Raw genomic sequence first — 23,926 nt, forward strand, 5'->3', positions numbered from 1 at the left:
ACCTAGAAATGCCGATTACCAGATCAGGCCGCCTTCGCCATCGACACCCTGCAGGTGAGTCAACTGCTGGGCAGCCGCTTCATCGGCTTTGAAAGCAGTCTCGAACGTCTGCTCTTCGAGCACTTTGTTGAAACGCGGCTTGTCGGGACTGCCGATGGCCTTGGTGGCGATGGCTGCGTAATAGCCGCCACCCTCCTTGGGAACAACAGCGGAAACAGCTTCAAAAGTTTCAAAGGCTTTGCGTGCCATAATGCGCATCCTGGCGGTTGGAATGACCGTCATTAAACCTTCAACCGGCCAGTTTGTGTACCTTCGCCATACACCCTTCGGTCGCCTTGGCGGCAGACACCTCGCGAAAGGTATGGAAATCCAGGCTGCTCACCACCAGATCCTGTACCAGCTCGGCGAAGATCGCCATTGCCGGGGAATTGAAGTAGGCCTCCATCGCCTGCTGGTGGGTCCACAGCCCGGACACCAGCCACAGGTCGGCGTCGCATTGCGATTGCTGCAAGGCGAAGTGCAGGCAACCGGGAGCTTGCCGCGACGGGGTGATCAAGGTACTCAGGCGCGCACCCAATTGCTGACTGCAGCCGGCTCGTGCCCGCACAAAAGCCATGTGACTGACGGGGATCTGTGTAGTCATGTTCAACCCTCCCAGGTGATCCATTGTGCAGCCGGGGACGGGCTGCGACAGGATCAAAGGTTAAGCGCCCTGACGCCAGCTTCGTTAGTCGATTCCTGCCGACACATTGCACGATCCTGCCCGCAGATGCCGCCGGCCTGGCTTGGAACCGACACAAACAGCGCAACTTGAAACAAAAGGTTTCAAGCAAGTTTCGAGCAGGTTGCACCGTCCCGATCCGACAGGCCGTGCAGGATCAGGCAAGCTTTCAACAGGATGTTGCTACCGCTGCGCCTTGCACAAATTTAAGCTGCGTCCATCGCATCCCTATCATCCGAGGATTTCGGCATGTCGCCACTCGATCACGCCCACGTCCCGCTGGACACTTACCTGGAACAACAGCGCGCCGAGCTGGCATCGATCATCGAACGCAATACCAGCGAGGACGGCAGCTACGCCACCGCCATCGGTTCGCTGCACCTGTCGCGCCACAGCCAGCCGCATAGATTTGCCCCGGTGCTGGCCCAACCGGCGCTGTGCATCATGGCCCAGGGCAGCAAGCAAGTGCGCCTGGCAGACGAACTGTTCAACTACGACCCGTTGCACTATCTGGTGGTCTCGGTCTCGATGCCATTGAGCGGGTGCATCGCCGACGTGTCGCCCGAACAACCGATCCTGGCGCTGCGCCTGGACATCGACCCGGCGGAAATCACCGCGCTGATCGCCGACGCCGGTCCGTTGGGCGTACCGACCCGCCCCGCCGGTCGCGGCCTGTATGTCGAACGCCTGGACACGCCGATGCTCGATGCGGTGCTGCGCCTGGCACGGTTGCTGGACAGCCCGAAAGACATCGCCATGCTCGCGCCACTGGTGCGCCGGGAAATCCTCTATCGCCTGCTGCGCAGCCCGCAAGGCTACCGGCTGTATGAAATCGCCATTGCCAACAGCCAGAGCCATCGCATCAGCCAAGCGATCAAATGGCTCAACGGCCATTTCGAACAGCCGCTGCGCATCGACGACCTGGCCCGGGAAGTCAACCTCAGCGTCTCGACTCTGCACCATCGTTTCAAGGCAATGACCGCCATGAGCCCGTTGCAGTACCAGAAGCAATTGCGCCTGCAGGAAGCCCGTCGCCTGATGCTGGCCGAAGGGCTGGAAGCCTCGGCGGCAGGGTATCGCGTGGGTTATGAAAGCCCGTCGCAGTTCAGCCGCGAATACAGCCGGCTGTTCGGCGCGCCGCCGCTGAGGGACCTGGCGCGGTTGCGGATGACCGTTTGATCTGTACTTTGTGCTGACTGGGCCGGCCTCATCGCGAGCAAGCTCGCTCCCACAGGGATCGGCGGTGAACGCAACATTTATAGCCAACAGAGATTCCCATGTGGGAGCGAGCTTGCTCGCGATGGGGCCAGTAAAGGCACCTCAATACTTCGCCGCCCAAAGGTCCTGATCAATCTCGATCAACGTCGGCCCCCGCCGCTCACATGCAGCAAGCAACGCCACCCGCAATGACGGCACATCCTCAACCGCCTCGGCATCACAGCCCAACGCCTTGGCGACGCCGATGAAATCCGGCGTGTAGATGTCCACGCCCACCGGTTCGATGGCACGGTTGACCATGTATTTCCTGATCTCTTCGTAGCCCTGGTTATTCCACAGCAATACGATCACCGGTACCCGCGCTTCCACGGCGCTGGCCAGTTCCGGCAGGCTGAATTGCAGGCCGCCATCGCCGATCAGGCACACCACCGGCGGGCGGCCATGGGCGTTATCGACACCGCCAAGCCAGGCGCCGATCGCCGCCGGCAATGCGTAGCCGAGGGTGCCGTAGCCGGTCGAGGAGTTGAACCAGCGGCGCGGCTGTTCGAGATTGAAGGTGAGGTTGCCGGTGTACACCGGCTGGGTGGAATCGCCGACAAAAACCGCCTCGGGCAGCGTCTGCAAAACACTGTCGAGGAACACGGTCTGGGCGCGAGTCGGTTCATCCCATAGTCGGTCGAGTTCAGCCCACAGCCGCGCTACACGCGCCACTCCCCAGTCGTCCTGGCGTGCATCGGGCGCTTGCAGGCTCGGCGCGTCGAGCAAGCCGCGAGCAGCACTTCGCGCATCGGCCACCAGCGCCAGTTTCGGTGGGTAATTGCGCACGGTCTGGTCGGGGTCGATGTCGACGCGCAGCAGCGCACCGGGAATCTCGAAGCCGCCGGCGAAGGTCACGTCATAGTCGGTCTCGGCCAGTTCGGTACCGATGGCCAGCACCACATCGGCCTCGGCCACCAAGGCCCGGGTCGCGACCAGGCTCTGGGTAGAGCCGATCAGCAACGGGTGCCGGGACGCCAGCAAGCCCTTGGCATTGATGGTCAACGCCACCGGTGCACCGAGGCGTTCGGCCAGTTCGGTCAATTCAGCTGCTGCATCGATGGCGCCCCCGCCGGCAAGAATCAGTGGCCGTCTGGCCGTCGCCAGCAATGCCGCCATCTGCTCCACGGCGTCTGGCGCAGCCCCGGCGCGGCTGACCCGGACCGGTGCCCTGCACAACAGCGCATCGGCGTCCTCGACCAGCACGTCCAGCGGGATTTCGATGTGCACCGGCCGTGGGCGCCCGGCCTGGAACACCGCAAAGGCGCGGGCCAATACGCCGGGCAACTCGGCAGCCGACATCAACGTATGGGAAAACGCCGCCACGCCGCCCACCAGCGCACTCTGGTTCGGCAGCTCATGCAACTTGCCGCGGCCGCCGCCCAACTGGCTGCGTGACTGCACGCTGGAGATCACCAGCATCGGGATCGAGTCGGCATAAGCCTGGCCCATGGCGGTGGCGATGTTGGTCATGCCCGGCCCGGTGATGATGAAACACACCCCCGGCTTGCCGCTGACCCGCGCATAACCGTCGGCCATGAACCCGGCGCCTTGCTCGTGACGCGGCGTCACATGACGGATGCTCGAACGGGCCAGCCCGCGATACAACTCGACGGTGTGCACGCCAGGAATGCCAAACACCTGCTCCACACCATAAGCTTCGAGTAACTTGACCAATACTTCGCCGCACGTCGCCATTGCCATCGCCTTTTTCTTCGGGAATGGCGTTATTGGAACGGTCGGGCCATAGCGACAACAATCGATAAAAAGTCATACTAGCCATGTCTTCAAGTCATGGCTCGGCCTCAATGAAACGACTTCCTCCGCTGCCGGCGCTGCACACCTTCCTGATCACCGCCCAATGTTGCAACTTCACGCGGGCCGCGGAATTGTTGCATATCACTCAAGGTGCGGTGAGCCGACAAATTGCCGGGCTGGAAGCGCACCTGGGTTACCCGCTGTTTCACCGCCAGGCGCGTGGCCTGAGCCTGACCGCCGAAGGCCAGGCGTGGCTGCCGCGGGTGCAGCAGGTGTTCGGCCTGATCGGCGAGGCGCTGGAGCAGATCGGCGAGAAACGCCAGGCCCTGCAACTCAAGGCGCCGACCTGCGTGATGCGCTGGTTGCTGCCGCGCCTGTTGCAATGGCAAAAGGAACGGCCAGACGTGCCGGTGGAGCTGACCACCACGATCCGGCACGGCGTGAATTTCCAACGGGAAACCTTCGACGCGGCGGTCGTCTACGGCCCGCCGCCCGATGCCTCGTTGGCCTGCCTGCACCTGTTCGATGAACAACTGACGCCGGTCTGCTCCCCGCCGCTGCTGGAAGGCCCCGCACCGTTGCGCTCGCCCGCCGACCTGCAACAGCACTTGCTGCTGCACCCCACCACCGACGAGCGCGACTGGAACGCCTGGCTCGCCGAGGCCGGCGTCCACCTGAACAACGTCAGCAAGGGCCAGCATTTCGAAACCCTGGACTTGGCGATGTCCATGGCGTCCCAGGGTACGGGCGTGGCGATTGGCGACTGGTCGCTGATCGGCGACGACCTCAGCGCCGGCAGGCTGGTGGCGCCGTTCGAAATGAAGGTCAGGACCGGGCTGGGTTATCACCTGGTGCATCCGCGCAAAGCCCAGGTGTCTGGCCAGTTGCAGGAACTGATGGAATGGCTGGTGGAGCAGGCTCGCGCACGGTAGCCGTCCCTGTGGTGAGGGAGCTTGCTCCCTCACCACAGGGGATCGTGCGAGTCTTGAAGATCAAAGCAGATTAGGCGCCTGCGCCGGCTCGACCTGCGCCCAGTGCGAGGTGTCTTCGCGGTGCTGCTGCAAGTAGGGCAACACCGCGCCCAGCAAGGGTTCCTTGAAGGCTTCTTGAAAGCGATGGGCAAGGCCTGGGATCAGTTTCAATTGACTGCCACGGATGTGCGCCGCCAGGTGCACACCATGCATCACCGGCAGCAACGGATCGGCGGTGCCATGGACCACCAGCGTCGGCACCTGCAATTGATTGAGCAGCGCCACCCGGCTCGGCTCGGCCAGGATTGCCATGATTTGACGCTTCACACCTTCGGGGTTGAAGGCCCGGTCGTAAGCCACGGCGGCTTGATGCAGCAAGGCCTGCCGGTCATCGACCACCATCGGGCTGCCCAGCGCGGCGAGCAGGTCGGCCTGTTGCTCAAGCGCCACTTCACGATTCGGCGCGCTGCGCCGTGACAGCAACTGCACCAGCGTTTCACTGGGCGCCGGCAAGCCTGCGGCGCCGGAACTGGTCATGATCAGGGTCAGGCTCTCGACCCGTTGCGGCGCCATCGCCGCCATGTGCTGGGCGATCATCCCGCCCATGCTCACGCCCAGTACATGGAAGCTTTGCACCTGCAAGGCATCCATCAAGCCCAGGCCATCGGCGGCCATGTCGGTCAAGGTATAAGGCGCGGCCACCGGCAAGCCAAGCTTGTAGCGCAAGGCTTCGAAGGTCAGGTTGGCAGTGCCTGGGGCCTGGCGCCAGGCGGACAGACCCACATCCCGGTTGTCGTAGCGAATCACCCGGAAACCCTGTTCGCACAGCGCCACCACCACTTCGTCCGGCCAATGGATCAACTGACCGCCCAGCCCCATCACCAGCAGCAGCGCGGGATCCGAAGCACGGCCGATGCTCTGGTACGCCAGGCTTACCTGGTCCAGGTCGACCCGTTGGGTCGCGACATTGACATCACAACGAGAAGCCGCCAACGACGGCAGGCCGCACAACAATGCGGCCAGAAAAATGAATACACGCATGAACAAACACCAGAACGCAGAACCCCAATAGAGCGCAAGTCTGATGAAGTTTGTTCAAGCGCGCTGCCACAGTTGCGTGACAGTTTGATGAAGATTGCCGAGTGGTTATCTGAATCCCCGATTCTCCGTGGCGAGGGAGCTTGCTCCCGCTGGGCCGGCTGGCGCTCCAGTGCGTAGCAGCCCTTTGGGTCCGTCTGAAGCACCGTGACGACAGGTAGATTTTGGGTCATTGTCGACAGCCGGCCCCACATGAGACAAACTCAACCTTTTCGTATTTATCACAAGATTTACTCATGGAGCCATCCGGTGCTTGAACTCCGTCACCTGAAGACCCTGCACGCCCTGCGCGAAGCCGACAGCCTGGTGGAGGCCGCCGAGCGGCTGCACCTGACCCAGTCCGCGCTGTCCCACCAGTTCAAGGAACTGGAGGAGCGCCTGGGCATGCAGCTGTTCGTGCGCAAGACCAAACCGGTCCGGTTCACCAGCGCCGGCCTGCGCCTGTTGCAACTGGCGGATGCCGCCCTGCCATTGCTGCGCAGCGCCGAGCGGGACATCGCGCGGCTGGCCGGCGGCACCGCCGGGCGTCTGCACATGGCCATCGAGTGCCACAGCTGCTTCCAATGGCTGATGCCGACCATCGACCAGTTCCGCGATGCCTGGCCGGAAGTCGAGCTGGACCTGGCCTCGGGCTTCGCCTTCGCCCCGCTGCCGGCCCTGGCCCGGGGCGACCTCGACCTAGTGGTCACTTCCGACCCGCTGGAGCTGGCGGGCATCACCTATGTGCCGCTGTTCACCTACGAGGCGATGCTCGCGGTGGCGAACCAGCATCGACTGGCGGGCAAACCGTACATCGTGCCCGAAGACCTGGTCAGCGAAACCCTGATCACCTACCCGGTGGAGCGCGATCGGCTGGACATCTTCACCCGTTTCCTGGAGCCGGCCGACATCGAACCGGCCCAGGTTCGCACCTCCGAGCTGACGGTAATGATGATGCAACTGGTTGCCAGCGGCCGGGGCGTCTGCGGCATGCCTCACTGGGCACTGCATGAATACAGCTCACGGGGCTACGTGAAGGCCAAGCGGCTGGGGGAGAAAGGTCTGTTCGCCACGCTCTACGCGGCGGTGCGCACCGACATGCTCGACGCGCCGTACATGCGCGATTTTTTGCTGACGGCCAAGGACACATCGTTCTCGACACTCGACGGCGTCAGCGCCGTGCGCTGACCGCTTTTTTGGCGAGGGAGCTTGCTCCCGCTTGGGCGCGAAGCGGCCACAAGAAAGGTCTGCTACGCCCTGGAGCGCCAGCCGGCCCAGCGGGAGCAAGCTCCCTCGCCACAAAAGCTCCATCACTCCAATCTTCGGTGAGATCAGAGTTCAAGCCACATGTGGATCTTGTCGAAATACACATCGCCCACGCGAATCGCCATCGGTTCGAGCCCGTACAAAACGAAGCCGCTGCGCTGGTAGAGTTTGACGGCCGGGTCGTTGCCGGCGGTGACGGTCAGTTGCACCAGCCGCAGAAAGGCGTGACGACGGGCTTCGGCGAGGGCCGCCTGGACCAGTTGCTGGCCAAGCCCCCCTTGGCGATGGGCTGCGGCGACGTACATGCCGAACAGGGTCGCCTTGTGCCGGGCCTTCAACCGAGGCTCCAGGGACAGGCCGACGATACCCACCAGTTCGTCCTCCACGAATGCCCCGAGGATCACATCGAGCCGGCTGGTGAGGCGCGATTCCCACCAGTTGATGGGCAGCGTCGCCCGCTCACTGGCGCTGGAGGTGAAAGCCTCTGGATGCAGCTCATAGGCCTGGAGCATCAACTCCCGATAGCCCTGGGCATCAGCCACCTTCAGCCGTCGGATGTTCACGCCGAACGCCGTTGCTCAAGCATCAGTCGCAGCGCCAGTGCGCCGAGTACAACCCCCATGAAATAGCGCTGCGCCGCCAGCCAGGTCGGGTTGTGGACAAACCACGAGGCGATGCCGGCGGCGAACAGCGCGATCAGCAGGTTGACGCTGAAGCTCACGCTGATCTGAGTCAGCCCGAGGATGATGCTCTGGGTGAACAGCGAGCCATGCTCCGGGCTGATGAACTGCGGAAACACCGACAGGTAGAACACCGCGATCTTCGGGTTCAAGGCACTGGTGAGAAAACCCATGGTGATCAGCTTGCGGGTCGAGTCCGCCGGCAACTGCTGGGCCTGAAAAGGCGAGCGAGCCCCCGGCTTCACCGCTTGCCAGGCCAGCCAGAGCAGATAAAGCGCACCGGCCCACTTGAGGATTTCATAAGCCATCGGCACTGCCAGGAACACCGCGGTCAGCCCCGCCGCCGCGGCGAACATGTGCACGAAGAAGCCCGCCACCACGCCAAGCAAGGAGGTGACGCCGGCCTTGCGGCCCTGACAGATCGAACGGGAAATCAGGTAGATCATGTTCGGGCCGGGCGTGAGCACCATCAACAACGCGGCGGCGGCGAAAATCAGCAGGTCCGGCAATGGAATCATGGCGTCAGTCCTTGAGTCTTGAATCAGCAGGTTGCGAGACAAGTGGCTCGATAAAACGGCAGGATCACCTCGCCTGTCAACGGCGCCAGCAACAAATCGCCGGTGCCGGCCGGATCGATCCAACGCACTTCCTCGATCTCGGCGGCGGGAGAAACCTGAGCATCGATGTCCAGCAAAAACACTTCGGCCTGCACGGTAAAACCCGGCTCGTTGGCGGCCGGCGCGCTGAACTGTCCAAGGTGACGAGCCTGCGCCGGATCGATCCTCAGGCCGAGTTCCTCCTCCAGCTCCCGAGCCAGGGCCTGGACCGGTTGCTCACGGGCTTCGATCTTGCCACCCGGTTGCATGAAGGCCTGGGTGCCGCGCTTGCGTACCAGCAGGGTCCGGCCGTCAGGGCCGATGAGCAGGGCGGCGGCGATACGGATGAGAGCAATGGTCATGATCAAAAAGGCCTCGGGCAGAAAATGCCGGGGCAGATTACAGGGGCAGGCGGTGGGAGCAAAGCCTGGCCTCCCCCTCCAACCCAACACAATTCCCCTGTGGGAGCGAGCCTGCTCGCGAAGACTGAGTGTCAGTCAGATTTTTTTTAACTGACAGTACGCTTTCGCGAGCAGGCTCGCTCCCACAAGGAACCGCAGTGGTAGCTGGAGCGGTTTCACCCCAAAATCGGCTTCGGCGCCGCAGGATCCGCTTCCTCCTCGGGGATCTTGACGAACACGCTGTACCGCGCCCCTTCCATCGCCTCGAAGGCGATGAGTTTTTCGATCAGCGGAGCACTCATGACCTTGCCGGCATTGAGCAACAGCATGCCGTTGTCGGCATTGAGGTTGCGGGCCAGGACCATGCCGGCCGCCAGCTCGCGGGTGGTCACGACCTTCACCGTCGGGTCGGACAAGGTCACGTCTTCCAGGTACTCGGCGCAGGCCTTGATGAAGTCCTCGACCATGTCCGGGTCGTACAGTTTGCCGGCGTATTTGCGGATGTAGACCAGCGCTTCATCGCTGTTCATCTGCCGCTCCAGGATCAACCCGCGCTGCAATTCGATGAAATCCACCGCCAGTTTCAACAGTCGCGAACCGAACGGAATCGCCTCGCCCTTGAGGTGATCGGGGAAACCACTGCCATCCCAGCGCTCCTGATGATGGAGAATGATGCGCGCCGCGTCCTTCATCGGGTCGAGGGTCATCAGCAGCGATTCACTCTGCTTCGGATAGGCGCGGTACAGCTCCAGTTCGCTGTGGTGCAGCATGTCGGCGGGCGTGACCATCATGTTATCGGTCCAGCTCAGCTTGCCGATGTTGTAGAGGGCGGCGGCCATGGTCAGGTCGCGGTCGGTGGACTCATCGAGAAAGTTGAGCCGGCTGTAGACCCGGATCAACTCGATGATCTGCCGGTTGGTCTGCTTGGCCTTGGGCAGGCGCAGGTTGGCGATCAGCGAGAACACCTCGGTGCCGGTCACGTAGCTGCGCTTGAGCTCTTCGTAGGCCAGGTCGAGCATGTCGGCGGTCTGCTGCAGCTCGGCGGTGCGCGACGCCACGCGTTTTTCCAGCGTGGCGTTGAGGGTCTTGAGTTGCTGGTTCTGCTCGCGGTTCAACGCTTCGAGGCGCTGACGCTCGCTTTCCGAATGCTGGTGGGCCAAGGCCTGGCGCAGGGCCTGCACCAGTTCCTCGTCATTCCAGGGTTTGCTGAGGTAGCGATAGAGCTGCCCCTCGTTGATGGCCTTGGTCATCATGTCCACGTCGGCGTAGCCGGTGAGCAGGATGCGCAAGGTCGATGGATACAGCTTGCGGATTTCCGCCAGCAGCGTGGCGCCGTCCATGTTCGGCATCCGGGCGTCGGTCATCACCAGGTCGACCGGCCGCTCCTTGAGGATTTCCAAGGCCTTCGCACCGCTGTCGGCCAGCAGGATTTCATACGGCTGGCTGCGCAACAGCCGACGCAGGCTGTTGAGAATCGACTCTTCGTCATCCACCAGCAACACCGTCGGCTTCGCAGCAGGAACGTTCGACGACTGATCTTCCATTGGCACCCCCTCCTATTGACGATCACCGTTCTACCTTACCCCTGAAAGACAGGCTAGTAGATAGCGGATATTTAGACACAATTCGCCACCATGCACCGCGCGGTTTCCTTGAGCCGACTATGCTGTACCTCATGAAGGGCCAAGTACAGGCCGAATACTCATGCCAGCGAAAGGGATATCAGATGTTCCCACGGTTCCATAGTCAGCATCTCAACGGTGCACGGCCATGAGCCTGCCGATGGATAGATCCAATCGGCGGATCCTGATCGTCGACGACACGCCAACGATTCATGAGGATTTTCGAAAGATCCTCGCCCCCCATGTGATCCTCGAAGACAGCCTGAGCAGCGCCGAAGAAGCCTTGTTCGGCGCACCGGTGGTGATCGCCGCCCAGAGTTTCGAGCTGGAGTCGGCATTCCAGGGCATGGAGGCCTTGAGCAAGGTAGAAACGGCCCTGGCCCGGGGTAAACCCTTCGCCATGGCCTTTATCGACATGCGCATGCCGCCAGGCTGGGACGGTCTTGAAACCATCGAGCGGCTGTGGCGCGTCGATCCCAAGCTGCAAGTGGCGCTGTGCACCGCTTATTCGGATTACTCCTGGGAGGACATCGCCGATCGCCTGGAATTGGGTGATCGCCTGCTGATCCTGAAGAAACCCTTCGACGCCATCGAGATCCGCCAGATGGCAAGCACCCTCACCGTCAAATGGCAGATGACCGAAGACGCGGCGCTGAAAATGGACATGCTCGAACGGGCGGTGGAGGAACGCACCCGGGAACTGGCCGACGCCAACATCATCGTGCAGAACAGCCCGACCATCCTTTATCGCCTGCGTGGCGAGCCGCCGTTCCCGCTGATGTACATCTCGCACAACATCACCAAGTTCGGCCATGTCGCGGCGCAACTGATCCGTTCGCCGGACTGGGCGCAAACCCTGATCCACCCCGACGATCAGGGCAAGGTCCAGGAGGCCATGGTCCGCGTCCTGGACCGCGACACGGCCGGGGCGTCCATCGAGTTTCGCATGCGCACCGGAGACGACACCTTTCGCTGGGTGGAGAACCGCTACATTCCAGTGCGCAATGAACAAGGCCTGCTGCTGGAAGTCGAGGGCATCATCCTCGACATCACCGAGCGCAAAGTGGCCGAGGAAAAGATCGCCCTGCTCGCCCGCACCGACGGCCTGACCGCGCTCGCCAACCGCGCCACCATGATCGAGCGCCTGCACCAGGCGTTCGCCGCCGCGCGCCGGGGGGCGGCGCCGTTTGCGATGTTCTACCTGGACCTGGACCATTTCAAGCGCATCAACGACACCCTCGGGCACCCCATCGGTGACCTGCTGTTGCAGGAAGTCGCGGCGCGCCTCAAGGGCTGTACTCGGGAAAACGACGTGGTGGCGCGCCTGGGCGGCGATGAATTCGCCATCCTGCAACTGGATGTCCACGAAGCGACGCACTGCGCCGCGCTGGCCGGCAAAATCCGTGACGCGTTGGTAGCGCCCTACTCCCTGGACGGCAACGACGTGCGCATCTCGGTGAGCATCGGCATCAGCCTGTACACGCCACAAAGCCTGAGTGCCGACAGCCTGATGGCGCAGTCCGACATGGCGCTGTACCGCTCGAAAGAGAAGGGCCGCAACCAGTATCACTTCCACAACGAAGAGATCAATCAGGAAGTCACCGACCGGGTCGCCCTGGCCAATGACCTGCGCCAGGCCATCGAGAACAACGAACTGCATTTGCATTACCTGCCGGAAGTCGATCTCGGCACCGGCAAGATCCTCGGCATGGGCGTGCAGGTGCGCTGGAACCACCCCGAGCGCGGTTGGCTGGAGCCGGCGGCGTTCATGCCTGCCGCCGAGAAAACCGGGATCATCATCGGCCTCGGTCACTGGGTCCTGGACCAGGCGTGCCAGCAGATGCGCCAATGGCGCGATCAGGGCATGGCGCCGCCAGTGATCGCCATCGACCTGTCCCTGACCCAGCTCAAGACCGGCCCGGAACTGATCTACGACGTGCTGCGCACCACCGCGCGCTGGGAGCTGGCGCCCTGGGACCTGCGCTTCGATGTCACCGAGGCGACCCTGGCCCAGACCAAATGGACCCACAACGACGTGCTGCCACGGCTGTGCGAACTCGGCGTACAGGTCGCCATCGATGACTTCGGCACCGAGTATTCCTCGTTCGATTATCTGAAGACCTACCGCGTCAACCATCTCAAGCTCGCCCAGCGATTCCTCGACAGCGCCAACGCCGATCCGGAGAACGCCACGACCCTGCGGGCGATCATCAACTTTGCCCGGGACGTCGGCATCGGCATCATTGCCGAAGGCGTCGAGACCCAGGAACAACGCACCACCCTGATGTCCAGCGGCGGCTCGATGCAGGCCCAGGGGCATTACTTCAGTACCGTGGTCGACAGCGACCAGGCTGCCGCACTGCTCAAGGCCGGCACCATCGTGCCGGTGGCGGACCACTGGACCCGGCCGGCCAGCCAGCTATCGGAGAGCAACCCATGAACCCCATGTCGGTACCTGCCAACCGGCGAATCCTGGTGGTGGACGACACGCCCGCCATCCACCAGGATTTTCGCAAGATCCTCAGCCCCAGCGCCGGCAATGACGATTCGCTGGACGACACCGAGAGCCTGCTGTTCGGCACGCCGCAGGTTAATCGGTTGCAATTTCAGATCGACTCGGCCTATCAGGGCGAGGAAGCGCTAGAACTGGTCAAGCGCGCCCAGGCCGAGGGCCAGCCGTATGCGCTGGTATTCGCTGACATGCGCATGCCGCCGGGCTGGGACGGCCTGCAAACCATCGAACAGCTGTGGAAAGCCGACCCGCGGCTGCAAATTGCCCTGTGCACCGCGTATTCGGACTATTCCTGGGAAACCATGTCCGAACGCATCGAATTCGACGACCAGTTGCTGATTCTCAAGAAACCTTTCGACACTCTGGAAATCCGCCAGATGGCCAGCGCCATGACCTGGAAATGGCAACTGGCGCAAGACGCAGCGCGGAAAATGCGCAGCCTGGAGCGCACGATCGAAGAGCGGGTCCAGGAACTGCTCAAGGTTTCTCACCTGCTGCAATACGACGTCCTCACCGAACTGCCCAACAGCATGCTGCTCGGCGACCGCCTGACCCAGGCCCTGGCCCAGTGCCGCCGGCATGACCGGCAGCTGGCGGTGATGTTCATCGGCCTCGACCGCTTCAAGCGCATCAACAATGCGCTGGGCCATCCGGTGGGCGATGAAATGCTCAAGCGGGTGGCACGCACCCTGGCCACCGTGGTGCGTGAATCCGACTCGGTGTTTCGCTACGGCTCCGATGAGTTCGTGGTGATCCTCGGCGACGTCGCCGATCCGCAATTGATCAAGGGCGTGGCGGAAAAACTGCTCGCGGCGATCAACTCTCCACACCCCATCGACGGCCATGACCTGACGGTGACGGCAAGCCTGGGCATCAGCGTGTACCCCAATGACGGTTTCGACGCCGTGGCGCTGATCAAGAAAGCCGAGACGGCAATGCGCAACGTCAAGGAGACCGGCCCCAACGACTACCGTTTTTTCACCGAGGACATGAACCGCCGGGCACGACAGCAGCAGACTATCGAATCAGGTTTGCGCCTGGCGCTGCAACGCAAGGAATTCGTGCTGCATTACCAACCCAAGCTCGATCTGACGAGCGGCGCGGTGGTCGGTGTCGAGGCGCTGGTGCGCTGGAACCGGCCCGACCAGGGGCTCGTCTTTCCGTCGGATTTCATCCCGGTGGCCGAAGACAGCGGGCTGATCGTACCGCTGAGCCAGTGGGTGCTCCAGGAAGCCTGCCAACAGGCCTGTCGCTGGCAAGCCGAGGGCATGCGGCCGCTGTACCTGTCGGTGAATGTCTCGGCGATCGATTTTCGCCAGCGCGGTTTCGTCGAAGGCATTGCGCGCACCCTCAAGGAAACCGGCCTGGACCCGACACAGTTGGAACTGGAGATTACCGAAAGCGTGCTCATGCAGAACATCGATACCACCGTGGCCACCCTCAAGGCCATCAAGCAGCTGGGGGTACGGTTGGCCATCGATGACTTCGGCACCGGCTATTCGAGCCTGAGTTACTTGCAGAAATTTCCGGTGGACGTGTTGAAGATCGACCAGTCGTTCGTCGGCGACCTGAGCATCGACAGCAACGACGCGAAACTGGTGAGCACCATTATCAGCCTGGGCAAGAGCTTGAACCTGCACATCATTGCCGAGGGTGTGGAAACCCGCGAGCAACTGGCCTTCCTCAAGGCGCACCAGTGCGAGGAAGCCCAGGGCTATTACTTCAGCAAGGCCGTGGAGCCGCAGGCATTTGCCCAGTGGGTGGCGGCATGGGGAAAAAAAACGAATCCGTTTTCATGAGCAATTGAGTCCATAAACCGAAGTTTCAAGGAAAGCATCCCATGGCGTCACACGGACTGATTCTGGCTCTCTGCCTGCTTCTGGGATACAGCGTGACCAGTCACGCAGAACCATTGGACGAACCGCTCAAACCCCTGCCCGCCGCGCCGGCCCTGGACCCCAAGCGGGTCCAGTTGGGCCAGCGGCTGTTCAACGACCCACGGCTGTCGGTCAACAACACACTGTCCTGCGCCAGCTGCCATCGCCTGGACAAGGGCGGCGCCGATGACAAGCAGTTTTCCCTGGGCTTCGACGGCAAGCCGGTGGAGGTCAATACCCCCACCGTGTTCAACGCCAGCCTGAACTTCCATCAGTTCTGGGACGGTCGCGTCGATACCCTGGAAGAACAGGTGCACATCGTCGTGACGAGCCCCGGGGAGATGGGCAGCGACTGGAAAACGGTGGTCAAGCGCATCGCCGACGATCCGGGCTACGCCAGGGATTTTGCCGACGCCTACCCCGGCGGCGTGACCCAGCCCAACATCCAGGGCGCTCTCGCCGATTACGAGCGCACCCTGCTGACGCCGAATTCGCGCTTTGACCAATACCTGCTGGGCAACACCGACATTCTCACCCCCCGGGAAAAATTCGGTTACCAGCGCTTCAAGGAATACGGCTGCATCGCCTGCCATCAGGGCGTGAACATCGGCGGCAACATGTTCCAGAAGTTCGGCGTGATGGGGGACTACATCCAGGACCGGGGCAACCCCACCCGGGCCGACAACGGCCGCTTCAACATCACCGGCGACGAAGCCGACCGCCAGGTGTTCAAGGTGCCGAGCCTGCGCAACGTGGCCGTCACCGCGCCGTATTTCCATGGCGGCTCCGCGCCGACCCTGGAGCGCGCGGTGGAAGTCATGTTCAAGTACCAGCTGGGCCGTGAGCCGCTGAAAAACGATACCGAACTGATCGTCGAATTCCTCAAGACCCTCACTGGCGAATGGGAGGGCAAGCCGCTATGAACAGTCTCTCCCGCCGCCTCGGCCTGGCTTTCATCGGCGTCTTGCTGGCTTCGATCCTGTTGTTCATGTACATCGAATCAGGCGCCCAGCAAGCCGCCTCGCACATCGAATCGCGCGACTTGATCCGCCTGCTCAAGCAGCAGGACGGGATCTGGGACAACGAAGTGCTCAAGTCGCGAATCGCCCTGAGCCACAACTACGACCCGCTGGTCTCGCCGCTCAATGAAATGACGCGCCTGTGGCAGCGCCTCGACGCCATCGAGGCGGAGCCTGGCCGCCATGCGCCCGAGCTCTGGTCGACCCAGCGCGACGAGTACCTCAAGGCGCTCAAGGAAAAAACCCGCCTGGTGGAACAGTTCAAGTCCCATAACGCGGTGCTGCGCAACTCCCTGGCTTTCCTGCCCACCGCCGAAGACGATATCCAGCGCCAGTTCTCCCTGCTGTCCGATAACGACAAGCTTCGGCTGCAGAGCGCCACCATCGATACCTACGACCTGCTGCTCGCCACGCTGGAGTTCGCGCAGATCACCACGCAGGATCAGGCTGCCGAAATCCTGATGGGCCTCAACCAGCTGGATATCAACAAGGAGCGCTTGCCGGACGGGCTCGTCAGCTCCGTGGAAATCCTGCGCAGGCACATTGCGCTGATCCTGCGCGAGCAACCACTGGTCAACCAGCTACTGCGCGATTTCGAGGCCGTCCCCCTGGCCGCCCGCCTGGACACCATCACCAGTCTGCTGGAAAAGGACCAGGAAAAAGCCGCCACCAAACATCAGCGCAACCACATCCTGTTGCTGGTATTCGCAACCTTCCTGGTGCTGATCCTGATCTGGCTGGCGGTTAGGCTGGTGCGCAGTTTCGGCGAGATCAAGCGGGTCAACAGTGCGCTGCAAACCGCCAACGACGAACTCGAACAACGGGTCGAAGAGCGCACCCGCCAGCTCAAGGACACCCAGAGCGAACTGATGGACACCGCCCGCCAGGCCGGCATGGCGGAGATCGCCACCAACGTATTGCACAACGTCGGCAACGTGCTCAACAGCGTGAACATCTCTGCCGACCTGGTCAGCCGCAAGCTGCGCAGCAGCAAGGCCCTGGGGCTGGGCAAGGCGATGAACCTGATCAACGAGCACAACCACGACCTGGGGCATTTCCTCACCGAGGACGAAAAAGGCAAGCTGCTGCCCGGCTACCTCAACCAGTTGGTGGAAGCCATCGCGGTGGAACAACAAGGCCTGACCGACGAACTCGCGCAACTGAGCAAGAGCGTGGACCACATCAAGGACATCGTCTCCACGCAGCAATCCTATGCCGGCGCCAACAGCCTGATGGAACCCCTGGTGGTCAGCGAACTGCTCGAAGACGCCCTGCGCATGAACTCGGGAGCCCTGACCCGCCACCATGTAACGGTCATCAAGGACTACGGCGAAGTGCCGCGGATCATGGGCGACAAACACCGCTTGTTGCTGATCCTGATCAACCTGATCAGCAATGCCAAATACGCCATGGCCGGGGTTTCCAACCATGCACGGAACATGACGCTCAAGGCCACCGTCGTAGACGATGAGACCCTGCAGATCAGCGTGAAGGACGAAGGCGAAGGCATCCCGGAAGAGAACATGACACGCATCTTCGCCCACGGTTTTACCACCCGTAAGGACGGCCACGGGTTCGGCCTGCACAGTTGCGCACTGGCAGCGATTGAAATGAACGGCCACCTCACCGCACACAGCGAGGGGCCTGGTACCGGGGCGACGTTTGTATTGCAGCTGCCCCTGAAACTCGCAGAAGGTGAGCCATGAACAGCCTGAGCAACCGGCGCATCCTCTTGATTGATGACACGCCCGCCATCCACGACGATTTCCGCAAGATCCTGACCCCGGAGGACGAAAGCGACAGCGACCTGCAGGACATGGAAAGCGCGCTGTTCGGCGAGGCCCCGAAACCCGCCGCCACCGTGTTCGAACTCGATTCGGCCTACGGTGGCCAGGAAGGCCTGGCCAAATTGCAACGGGCGTTGGCCAAGGAGCTTCCCTATGCCCTGGCCTTCGTCGACATGCGCATGCCCGAAGGCTGGGACGGCGCCAAGACCATCGAAGAGCTGTGGAAAGTCGACCCGCAATTGCAGGTGGTTGTCTGCACCGCGTATTCGGATTATTCCTGGGACGAATTGCTCGATCGCCTGAACGGCCACGACCGCCTGCTCATATTGAAAAAGCCCTTCGACAACATCGAAGTCCAGCAGATGGCCAATACCCTCACCACCAAATGGGAAATGACTTCTCGTGCCCGTTTGAAAATGAACAAGCTCGAAGACCTGGTGGAGCAACGCACCCTGGCGTTCAAGCAGGCCAGCGAATTGCTGCAGATGGAAATCGACGAACGCAAGATGCTTGAAAGCCAGCTCGTGCAGTCGGAAAAGCTCGCTTCGCTGGGTCAGCTGGCGGCTGGTGTGGCCCACGAAATCAACAACCCGATCGGCTTCATTTCCTCCAATCTCGGCGCCCTCGGTGGGTACTTCGGCAAGCTCGAAGAAATGCTCCACGCCTACGGCAGTGCCGAACAAGCCATTGCCTCGCCGGAGCTGCTGACGGAACTCAAGCGCCTGCGCGAACAGGTGGAACTCGACTTCCTGGTGGAGGACATTCCAGTACTGATCAAGGAATCCAAGGACGGCATCGCTCGCGTCGGTCAGATCGTCAAGGACCTCAAGGACTTCTCCCGCGTCGACTCCAGCCAGGAATGGCAGATGGCAAATCTGCAGCAGGGCATGGATTCGACATTGAACATCGTCGCCAACGAAATCAAATACAAGGCCGACGTGGTCAAGCAATACAGCCCCCTGCCGGAAGTCGAATGCCTGCCGTCGCAGATCAACCAGGTGATCATGAACCTGATCGTCAACGCCGCCCAGGCCATCGGCCCCGAGCGCGGCACCATCACCCTGCGCAACGGGGTCGAGGGCGACAACGTCTGGATCGAAGTCGCCGACAATGGCTCGGGCATCCCGCCGGAAACCCTGCAGAAAATCTTCGACCCGTTCTTCACCACCAAACCCATCGGCCAGGGCACGGGGCTCGGGCTGTCACTGTCCTACGGCATCGTGAAAAAACACCACGGCGAGATTACCGTGCGCAGCGAAGTCGGCGTCGGGACGACGTTCCGGGTGGAGCTGCCGGTACGGCAGATGAAGCTCGCGGGGTGAGCGACCGCAGTTCTAATTTCAGCGAGAGGGCTTTTGTGGCGAGGGAGCTTGCTCCCGCTGGGCTGCGCAGCAGCCCCAAATGGCCCGTCGCAGTAATCCAGTCGTTGCGTAGGATCCGGTTTTACGACTGCTGCGCAGCCGAGCGGGAGCAAGCTCCCTCGCCACGGGGTTGCATTCCACGCTAATGTCTCGCCAATCGCTCTCCCCCAAGGAACCCGCATGAGCCTATCGCTGCTGAGCCGCTACGCCTTCTTCGCCGGCTGTGTGATCTTCACCCTCGCCAGCCTGCCGTTCCTGCAACACGACTGGCTATGGCCGATCGTGCTGTTGACCGGGCTGCTGAGCCTGCTGGGGGTGTTCGACCTGCTGCAAAGCCGTCACGCGGTACGGCGCAACTATCCGATCCTGGGCAACATCCGCTACCTGGTCGAAGGCATCCGCCCGGAGATCCGCCAATACCTGCTCGAGTCCGACAGCGACGCCCTGCCCTTTTCCCGCGCCCAGCGCTCGCTGGTGTACTCGCGGGCCAAGAACGAAAGCGCCGACAAACCGTTCGGCACCTTGATCGACGTTTACCAGACCGGCTTCGAATTCATCGGCCACTCCATGCGCCCGGCCCCGTTGAGCGACCCCAGCGGCTTTCGCGTCACGGTCGGCGGCCCGCAATGCACCCAGCCGTACTCGGCGTCGGTGTTCAACATCTCGGCCATGAGCTTCGGCTCCCTGAGTGCCAACGCCATCCGGGCGTTGAACCAGGGCGCGAAGTTCGGCAATTTCGCCCATGACACCGGCGAAGGCAGCATCAGCCCTTACCACCGCGAACACGGCGGCGACCTGACCTGGGAATTGGGCAGCGGTTACTTCGGTTGCCGCACCTCCGACGGGCGCTTCGACCCGGAGCGCTTCGCAATCCAGGCGCAGAACCCTCAGGTACGGATGATCGAAATCAAGATGAGTCAAGGCGCCAAGCCGGGCCACGGCGGGATTCTGCCCAAGCACAAGGTCACCCGGGAAATTGCCGAGACCCGGGGCATCCTCATGGGCGAGGATTGCGTGTCGCCGTCCTGCCATAGCGCGTTTTCCACGCCGATTGAATTGATGCAATTCATCCAGCAACTGCGCGAACTGTCAGGCGGCAAACCGGTGGGCTTCAAGTTCTGCCTGGGGCATCCGTGGGAATTCATGGGCATCGCCAAGGCCATGCTGAAAACCGGAATCCTGCCCGACTTCATCGTGGTCGACGGCAAGGAAGGCGGCACCGGCGCCGCGCCGGTTGAGTTCACCGACCACATCGGCGTGCCGCTGCGCGAAGGCCTGCTGTTTGTGCACAACACCTTGGTGGGCCTGAACCTGCGGGACAAGATCAAGCTCGGCGCCAGCGGCAAGATTGTCAGTGCCTTCGACATCGCCAGTGTCCTGGCCATCGGCGCCGACTGGGCCAACGCCGCACGCGGCTTCATGTTCGCCATCGGCTGCATCCAGTCGCAAAGCTGCCACACCAACAAATGCCCCACCGGCGTCGCCACCCAGGACACCCTGCGCCAGCGCGCCCTGGTCGTCCCGGACAAAGCCCAGCGGGTCTACAACTTCCACCGCAACACCCTCAAGGCCCTGGCCGAAATGCTCGCCGCCGCCGGCCTCGACCACCCTTCGCAACTGCAACCCAAGCATCTGGTGCGGCGCATGTCGGCCACCGAGATCAAGCTGTTCTCCCAACTGCACGTCTTCCTCAAACCCGGGCAACTGCTGACCGGGGAAGTGAACGGCGAGTTCTACTCACGGATGTGGCAGTTGGCGCGGGCAGACAGTTTCGAGCCCCAGGAAATAGCGGCAGCGTAACTTCGCATTCGCTCTTGTGGCGAGGGAGCTTGCTCCCGCTGGGCTGCGCAGCGGCCCCAAGACAGGCACCGCGCTACAGCAGTCAGACCGCGCAAAATCCGGTTACGACTGCTGCGCAGCCGAGCGGGAGCAAGCTCCCTCGCCACGGGGTGATGCGCTGTGCTTGCTATGCGGCCGTTCAGCGACACCGCTCGATATCAACCATCAAACACAACTTGGGCGCCACATCAGGATCACCCTGCGGTTTTTTCATGAAGATATAGCCGCTGTCATTGATGACAAACAGGTCATAAAACCCAGTAGACACCACCGGCAGGAAATCCCCGCGCCGGATCGAGGCAACCACTTCTGCATCCTTGGCGAGATACACGTTGGTGATGCCCGCTCGCGGCAAGCTTTCCGGCAGTAATACGTAGCCCACGCCCAGCACATACCGTTGAGCCGGCATCGCCGCGAACAATCCGCTGGCGGCCGGGAGCCAGTTGGCTTTCAGTTCCGGGACCATGTAGAGACGGCTTTTATCGCGCAGCGGCGAATGGTTGATGTCATAAGCCAGCGAAGCCAGCACCACGGCTTCCTGTTCCTTTTGCAGCGACAGGGCACGGCCGTGTCCGAAGGAGAATGACAACATCGCCAACAACGGAATCAACAAGACCAGTCCCAGTCCTGCATGGACACGGGTGAGTATTTGCAGGCTCAGAAAGAACGTCAGCAATAACAACGCCGAAAAAGCCACCAATGTCCTGGCACCGTAGTTGAACTCGGCAAATAACAGCGTGATGCCAGGGATGCAGAACAAGAGCACTGGGAGGGTCAATAGATAAACGAGCAACAGTAGTGCTTTTCGCCAAAGCAGTTCTGGGCGCCGGAACAATCCGATGCCTGCCCATGCGAACCCGACCAGCATGAGCAACGCACCGCTCCAGACCCAAGGTCGGGCCCCTTCAACCAACAGATGCGCAAGAAAAAAAAGCCGGTTGCCCATTTCCATCAGACTGCTGGCTTGCAGCGGCAGCAACGCCTGACGCGCTCCGGTCATCAGTTGATAAGCCGTGACGTAATAGACCAACACGCCGCCGACAATGACCAGAAGCCTGCGCGCAATGAACCGCAGTACTTGCTCCGACGGCTCGCCCTCCCACACCCGCCTGATCACTTCGACACAGCACATCGCAATAAAAAAACCGATGAGCACTTGATAGATCGCGAGGGCCACGGCCAGTAACAATGCCGGTATCCATACGTCTCGCCAGGCCCTGTCGTTGGACCGGATGACGGCGTAAACAAGCGCCACCAGTCCCAATGCCATCGCCGGCCCGTCGTAGTGGTAGGACAGATTCTGCAAGAAGAACGGGTTGTACCAGATCGGCAGGACGACCAGGCAATGAACAAACGTCGGCCGTTTGAAATAAAAAAACGTCAGCGACCTCAGCGCAAACGAGATGCCCGCGGTGGCGATGAATAATGGCAAGGGAAACAGATCCGGCGCCTTCGAACCAAACGAAAGGGCGTTGTAGAACAGCTCGATGACAACCCGCCCTTCCTCGCGCCAGCCCTCGCCCGCCACCAGCGCCCGCCAGTTATCGTCGTTGTAGAAATAATCAGCCTGAACCAGGGGAAAGACATGAAGAAAACTGGCCGCCAGGAAAAACAGCAGCACCTCCCGTGGCGTCATTACCCTGGCCCACAGGGACTGGCTCACGGTTCATCTCGCATCTTGGGTCGTCCGCCCTGGATCATTTCCTTGATGACATACCGAGGCCGATGTTTCGTCTCCAGATAAATGCGCCCGATGTATTCACCCAACACGCCAATCCCGATCAGTTGCACGCCGCCCAGGAACAGGATCGCGGTCATCAGCGATGGATAACCGGGCAGATCGTTTCCGAAGATCCACTTGTCCATAATCAGATAGGCGGCATACAGCAACGAAACCAACGAAATGCAACTGCCGACGTAAGTCCACAACCGTAAAGGCACGGTGCTGAACGAAGTGATGCCTTCGAGTGCCAGGTTCCACAACTTCCAGCCGTTGAACTTGCTGTTGCCAGCGGCGCGGCCGGCGCGGTCGTATTCGATGATGACGGTGTTGAAACCGGCCCACGACAGAACGCCTTTCATGAACAACTGATATTCGGGAAGGGTCTTGATGACCTCCACGACCTTGCGGTCCATCAGGCGAAAGTCGCCCACGTTCTGTTCAATGTGCGGGTAGGCAATCCGATTGAGCAGGCGGTAGAACAGCGCCGCCCCGCGCCGCTTCAGGTAACTGTCGGATGAACGATTGCGACGCTTGGCCAGCACCACTTCGGCGCCTTTGTGCCATTGCTCGATCATCCGGGGGATGACGTCGATGGGATCCTGCAGATCCACGTCCATCGGGATCACCACATCACCGCTGGCGTGTTCGATCCCGGCAAACAAGGCCGGCTCCTTGCCAAAATTACGCGAGAAGTCGATCAACACAACCTGGCTGTCCGCCAACGCTATCTCACGCGCCAGTGCGGCAGTCTGGTCGCTGCTGCCATCGTTGATGAAAACAATCTCGACGCTATGGTCCTGGAGCTGCGGATGCTCGCGGACACTTTGGTAGAACAGGCTGATCGCCTGCTCTTCGTTGTACACCGGAACGATCAGCGAAATCTTCATGGACGAGGTCCGCGAAACACGACAAACCGGGAAAACAGAAAACCGAGCACCAGGCTCAACAGCGAGAACGCCGCGACGGTCAGCAGGCCATGCAACTGCCAGCGATCCCCGAGATGCCCGACGATGAAACTAAGGGCGCCCATCACGCACAGGAACAGCATATAACCCGGCACCGAGAGCTTGGCCTCGAAGGTATAAAGCGCATTGGCATAAAAGGAAAATGTCGCGGCGAGGCAAAAAGCGATGAAGTTACTCGTTGACTGATCGAGGTCGAACGCCACGCGCAACACAAAGAACACCTGCCAGTGGATCAGCGTGTTGGCCAATCCGACGAGTGAATAGCTGAAAAAACCATTCCATATCGCTTTCATGCTCCCTCCAACGGTCAGTGCCGCCGGACATGACGTCCAACGCCTTAAACACGCGGTCTTGCGTTAGAAATAACAGGAGCGAGACAGTTCAGGAAAACGCTTCGGCAGTTGCCGCGAGGCGGGGGTCAGGTTCCTCAAGGCAATCGACGAACCCGTGGCGAGGGAGCTTGCTCCCGCTGGGCCGCGAAGCGGCCCCAAAACCTG

Annotated in this window: 20 protein-coding genes; 9 read left to right on the forward strand and 11 right to left on the reverse strand. The window is 61.6% G+C overall.

Features of this window, described 5'->3' with window-relative positions:
• Positions 1-15: 15 nt before the first annotated feature.
• Positions 16-249: a hypothetical protein gene (locus J3P94_RS22145; RefSeq protein ID WP_434569659.1), complete on the reverse strand. Its 234-nt coding sequence runs from the start codon at positions 247-249 to the stop codon at positions 16-18.
• A gap of 40 nt (positions 250-289) precedes the next feature.
• A complete protein-coding gene (locus J3P94_RS22150) occupies positions 290-643 on the reverse strand; it encodes a putative quinol monooxygenase (protein ID WP_305496474.1) in 354 nt (117 codons plus the stop codon).
• Positions 644-970: 327 nt separating this feature from the next.
• Between J3P94_RS22150 and J3P94_RS22155 the strand changes: the two genes are divergently transcribed.
• Positions 971-1,900 (forward strand): AraC family transcriptional regulator, encoded by a 930-nt coding sequence (locus J3P94_RS22155; RefSeq protein WP_434569660.1) that lies wholly within the window; start codon positions 971-973, stop codon positions 1,898-1,900.
• Positions 1,901-2,041: 141 nt separating this feature from the next.
• Here the strand turns inward: J3P94_RS22155 and J3P94_RS22160 are convergent, their stop codons facing one another.
• Positions 2,042-3,673: a 5-guanidino-2-oxopentanoate decarboxylase gene (locus tag J3P94_RS22160; protein WP_434574276.1), complete on the reverse strand. Its 1,632-nt coding sequence runs from the start codon at positions 3,671-3,673 to the stop codon at positions 2,042-2,044.
• Between the two features lie 110 nt (positions 3,674-3,783).
• Between J3P94_RS22160 and J3P94_RS22165 the strand changes: the two genes are divergently transcribed.
• Positions 3,784-4,665: a LysR substrate-binding domain-containing protein gene (locus J3P94_RS22165; protein WP_434569661.1), complete on the forward strand. Its 882-nt coding sequence runs from the start codon at positions 3,784-3,786 to the stop codon at positions 4,663-4,665.
• 60 nt (positions 4,666-4,725) lie between these two features.
• On the opposite strand, the gene J3P94_RS22170 is transcribed toward J3P94_RS22165, so the two are convergent.
• On the reverse strand, positions 4,726-5,745 hold the full coding sequence (locus J3P94_RS22170; RefSeq protein ID WP_305496480.1) for an alpha/beta fold hydrolase: 1,020 nt from the start codon (positions 5,743-5,745) through the stop codon (positions 4,726-4,728).
• Positions 5,746-6,051: 306 nt separating this feature from the next.
• On the opposite strand from J3P94_RS22170, the gene metR reads away from it, so the two are divergent.
• A complete protein-coding gene (gene metR / locus J3P94_RS22175) occupies positions 6,052-6,969 on the forward strand; it encodes a transcriptional regulator MetR (RefSeq protein ID WP_053124730.1) in 918 nt (305 codons plus the stop codon).
• Positions 6,970-7,112: 143 nt separating this feature from the next.
• Here the strand turns inward: metR and J3P94_RS22180 are convergent, their stop codons facing one another.
• From J3P94_RS22180 to J3P94_RS22195, 4 genes are all read right to left on the reverse strand, one after another.
• Complete coding sequence (locus J3P94_RS22180) at positions 7,113-7,610, reverse strand: GNAT family N-acetyltransferase (RefSeq protein WP_434569662.1); 498 nt, start codon at positions 7,608-7,610, stop codon at positions 7,113-7,115.
• Complete coding sequence (locus tag J3P94_RS22185) at positions 7,607-8,245, reverse strand: LysE family translocator (RefSeq protein WP_434569663.1); 639 nt, start codon at positions 8,243-8,245, stop codon at positions 7,607-7,609. Before J3P94_RS22185 ends, J3P94_RS22180 begins: the two co-directional genes overlap by 4 nt.
• A gap of 23 nt (positions 8,246-8,268) precedes the next feature.
• Positions 8,269-8,685 carry an NUDIX hydrolase gene (locus J3P94_RS22190; RefSeq protein ID WP_434569664.1) on the reverse strand — a complete coding sequence of 139 codons (417 nt, stop codon included), beginning with the start codon at positions 8,683-8,685 and terminating at the stop codon, positions 8,269-8,271.
• A gap of 215 nt (positions 8,686-8,900) precedes the next feature.
• A complete protein-coding gene (locus J3P94_RS22195) occupies positions 8,901-10,268 on the reverse strand; it encodes an HD domain-containing phosphohydrolase (protein WP_434569665.1) in 1,368 nt (455 codons plus the stop codon).
• A gap of 226 nt (positions 10,269-10,494) precedes the next feature.
• Here J3P94_RS22195 and J3P94_RS22200 point away from each other — a divergent pair, with 226 nt between their 5' ends.
• From J3P94_RS22200 to J3P94_RS22225, 6 genes are all read left to right on the forward strand, one after another.
• Positions 10,495-12,786: a GGDEF/EAL domain-containing response regulator gene (locus J3P94_RS22200; protein ID WP_434569666.1), complete on the forward strand. Its 2,292-nt coding sequence runs from the start codon at positions 10,495-10,497 to the stop codon at positions 12,784-12,786.
• A complete protein-coding gene (locus J3P94_RS22205) occupies positions 12,783-14,657 on the forward strand; it encodes an EAL domain-containing protein (protein WP_434569667.1) in 1,875 nt (624 codons plus the stop codon). Before J3P94_RS22200 ends, J3P94_RS22205 begins: the two co-directional genes overlap by 4 nt.
• Before the next feature lie 41 nt (positions 14,658-14,698).
• A complete protein-coding gene (locus tag J3P94_RS22210; RefSeq protein ID WP_434569668.1) occupies positions 14,699-15,658 on the forward strand; it encodes a cytochrome-c peroxidase in 960 nt (319 codons plus the stop codon).
• Complete coding sequence (locus J3P94_RS22215) at positions 15,655-17,460, forward strand: DAHL domain-containing protein (protein ID WP_434569669.1); 1,806 nt, start codon at positions 15,655-15,657, stop codon at positions 17,458-17,460. The genes J3P94_RS22210 and J3P94_RS22215 overlap by 4 nt, the downstream gene beginning before the upstream one ends.
• The gene (locus tag J3P94_RS22220; protein ID WP_434569670.1) at positions 17,457-18,863 is read left to right on the forward strand and encodes an ATP-binding protein; all 1,407 of its coding nucleotides are present in this window, start codon (positions 17,457-17,459) and stop codon (positions 18,861-18,863) included. The genes J3P94_RS22215 and J3P94_RS22220 overlap by 4 nt, the downstream gene beginning before the upstream one ends.
• Positions 18,864-19,082: 219 nt before the next feature.
• Positions 19,083-20,702, forward strand: coding sequence for an FMN-binding glutamate synthase family protein (locus J3P94_RS22225; protein ID WP_434569671.1), 1,620 nt, complete (start codon positions 19,083-19,085; stop codon positions 20,700-20,702).
• Positions 20,703-20,880: 178 nt separating this feature from the next.
• Here J3P94_RS22225 and J3P94_RS22230 read toward each other — a convergent pair whose 3' ends face one another.
• The 3 genes from J3P94_RS22230 to J3P94_RS22240 are packed head-to-tail and all read right to left on the reverse strand — an operon-like array spanning position 20,881 to position 23,722.
• Positions 20,881-22,404 (reverse strand): glucosyltransferase domain-containing protein, encoded by a 1,524-nt coding sequence (locus J3P94_RS22230; protein ID WP_434569672.1) that lies wholly within the window; start codon positions 22,402-22,404, stop codon positions 20,881-20,883.
• Positions 22,401-23,351, reverse strand: a complete 951-nt coding sequence (locus J3P94_RS22235; RefSeq protein WP_434569673.1) for a glycosyltransferase family 2 protein — start codon at positions 23,349-23,351, stop codon at positions 22,401-22,403. Before J3P94_RS22235 ends, J3P94_RS22230 begins: the two co-directional genes overlap by 4 nt.
• Positions 23,348-23,722 carry a GtrA family protein gene (locus J3P94_RS22240; protein WP_305496504.1) on the reverse strand — a complete coding sequence of 125 codons (375 nt, stop codon included), beginning with the start codon at positions 23,720-23,722 and terminating at the stop codon, positions 23,348-23,350. The genes J3P94_RS22235 and J3P94_RS22240 overlap by 4 nt, the downstream gene beginning before the upstream one ends.
• Positions 23,723-23,926: the final 204 nt, after the last annotated feature.

This window comes from Pseudomonas sp. Z3-8, from assembly GCF_051131975.1.
In the GTDB taxonomy this organism is placed as follows: domain Bacteria; phylum Pseudomonadota; class Gammaproteobacteria; order Pseudomonadales; family Pseudomonadaceae; genus Aquipseudomonas.

What these genes read in the sequence shown, in the direction of transcription:
- J3P94_RS22165 (WP_434569661.1), top strand. Translation starts at nt 3,784, where the DNA reads ATGAAACGACTTCCTCCGCTGCCGGCGCTGCACACCTTCCTGATCACC.
- J3P94_RS22205 (WP_434569667.1), top strand. Translation starts at nt 12,783, where the DNA reads ATGAACCCCATGTCGGTACCTGCCAACCGGCGAATCCTGGTGGTGGAC.
- J3P94_RS22190 (WP_434569664.1), bottom strand. Translation starts at nt 8,685, where the DNA reads ATGACCATTGCTCTCATCCGTATCGCCGCCGCCCTGCTCATCGGCCCT.
- J3P94_RS22210 (WP_434569668.1), top strand. Translation starts at nt 14,699, where the DNA reads ATGGCGTCACACGGACTGATTCTGGCTCTCTGCCTGCTTCTGGGATAC.
- J3P94_RS22195 (WP_434569665.1), bottom strand. Translation starts at nt 10,268, where the DNA reads ATGGAAGATCAGTCGTCGAACGTTCCTGCTGCGAAGCCGACGGTGTTG.
- J3P94_RS22215 (WP_434569669.1), top strand. Translation starts at nt 15,655, where the DNA reads ATGAACAGTCTCTCCCGCCGCCTCGGCCTGGCTTTCATCGGCGTCTTG.
- J3P94_RS22240 (WP_305496504.1), bottom strand. Translation starts at nt 23,722, where the DNA reads ATGAAAGCGATATGGAATGGTTTTTTCAGCTATTCACTCGTCGGATTG.
- J3P94_RS22185 (WP_434569663.1), bottom strand. Translation starts at nt 8,245, where the DNA reads ATGATTCCATTGCCGGACCTGCTGATTTTCGCCGCCGCCGCGTTGTTG.
- J3P94_RS22145 (WP_434569659.1), bottom strand. Translation starts at nt 249, where the DNA reads ATGGCACGCAAAGCCTTTGAAACTTTTGAAGCTGTTTCCGCTGTTGTT.
- J3P94_RS22160 (WP_434574276.1), bottom strand. Translation starts at nt 3,673, where the DNA reads ATGGCGACGTGCGGCGAAGTATTGGTCAAGTTACTCGAAGCTTATGGT.
- J3P94_RS22170 (WP_305496480.1), bottom strand. Translation starts at nt 5,745, where the DNA reads ATGCGTGTATTCATTTTTCTGGCCGCATTGTTGTGCGGCCTGCCGTCG.
- J3P94_RS22150 (WP_305496474.1), bottom strand. Translation starts at nt 643, where the DNA reads ATGACTACACAGATCCCCGTCAGTCACATGGCTTTTGTGCGGGCACGA.
- J3P94_RS22200 (WP_434569666.1), top strand. Translation starts at nt 10,495, where the DNA reads ATGAGCCTGCCGATGGATAGATCCAATCGGCGGATCCTGATCGTCGAC.
- J3P94_RS22155 (WP_434569660.1), top strand. Translation starts at nt 971, where the DNA reads ATGTCGCCACTCGATCACGCCCACGTCCCGCTGGACACTTACCTGGAA.
- J3P94_RS22225 (WP_434569671.1), top strand. Translation starts at nt 19,083, where the DNA reads ATGAGCCTATCGCTGCTGAGCCGCTACGCCTTCTTCGCCGGCTGTGTG.
- J3P94_RS22220 (WP_434569670.1), top strand. Translation starts at nt 17,457, where the DNA reads ATGAACAGCCTGAGCAACCGGCGCATCCTCTTGATTGATGACACGCCC.
- J3P94_RS22235 (WP_434569673.1), bottom strand. Translation starts at nt 23,351, where the DNA reads ATGAAGATTTCGCTGATCGTTCCGGTGTACAACGAAGAGCAGGCGATC.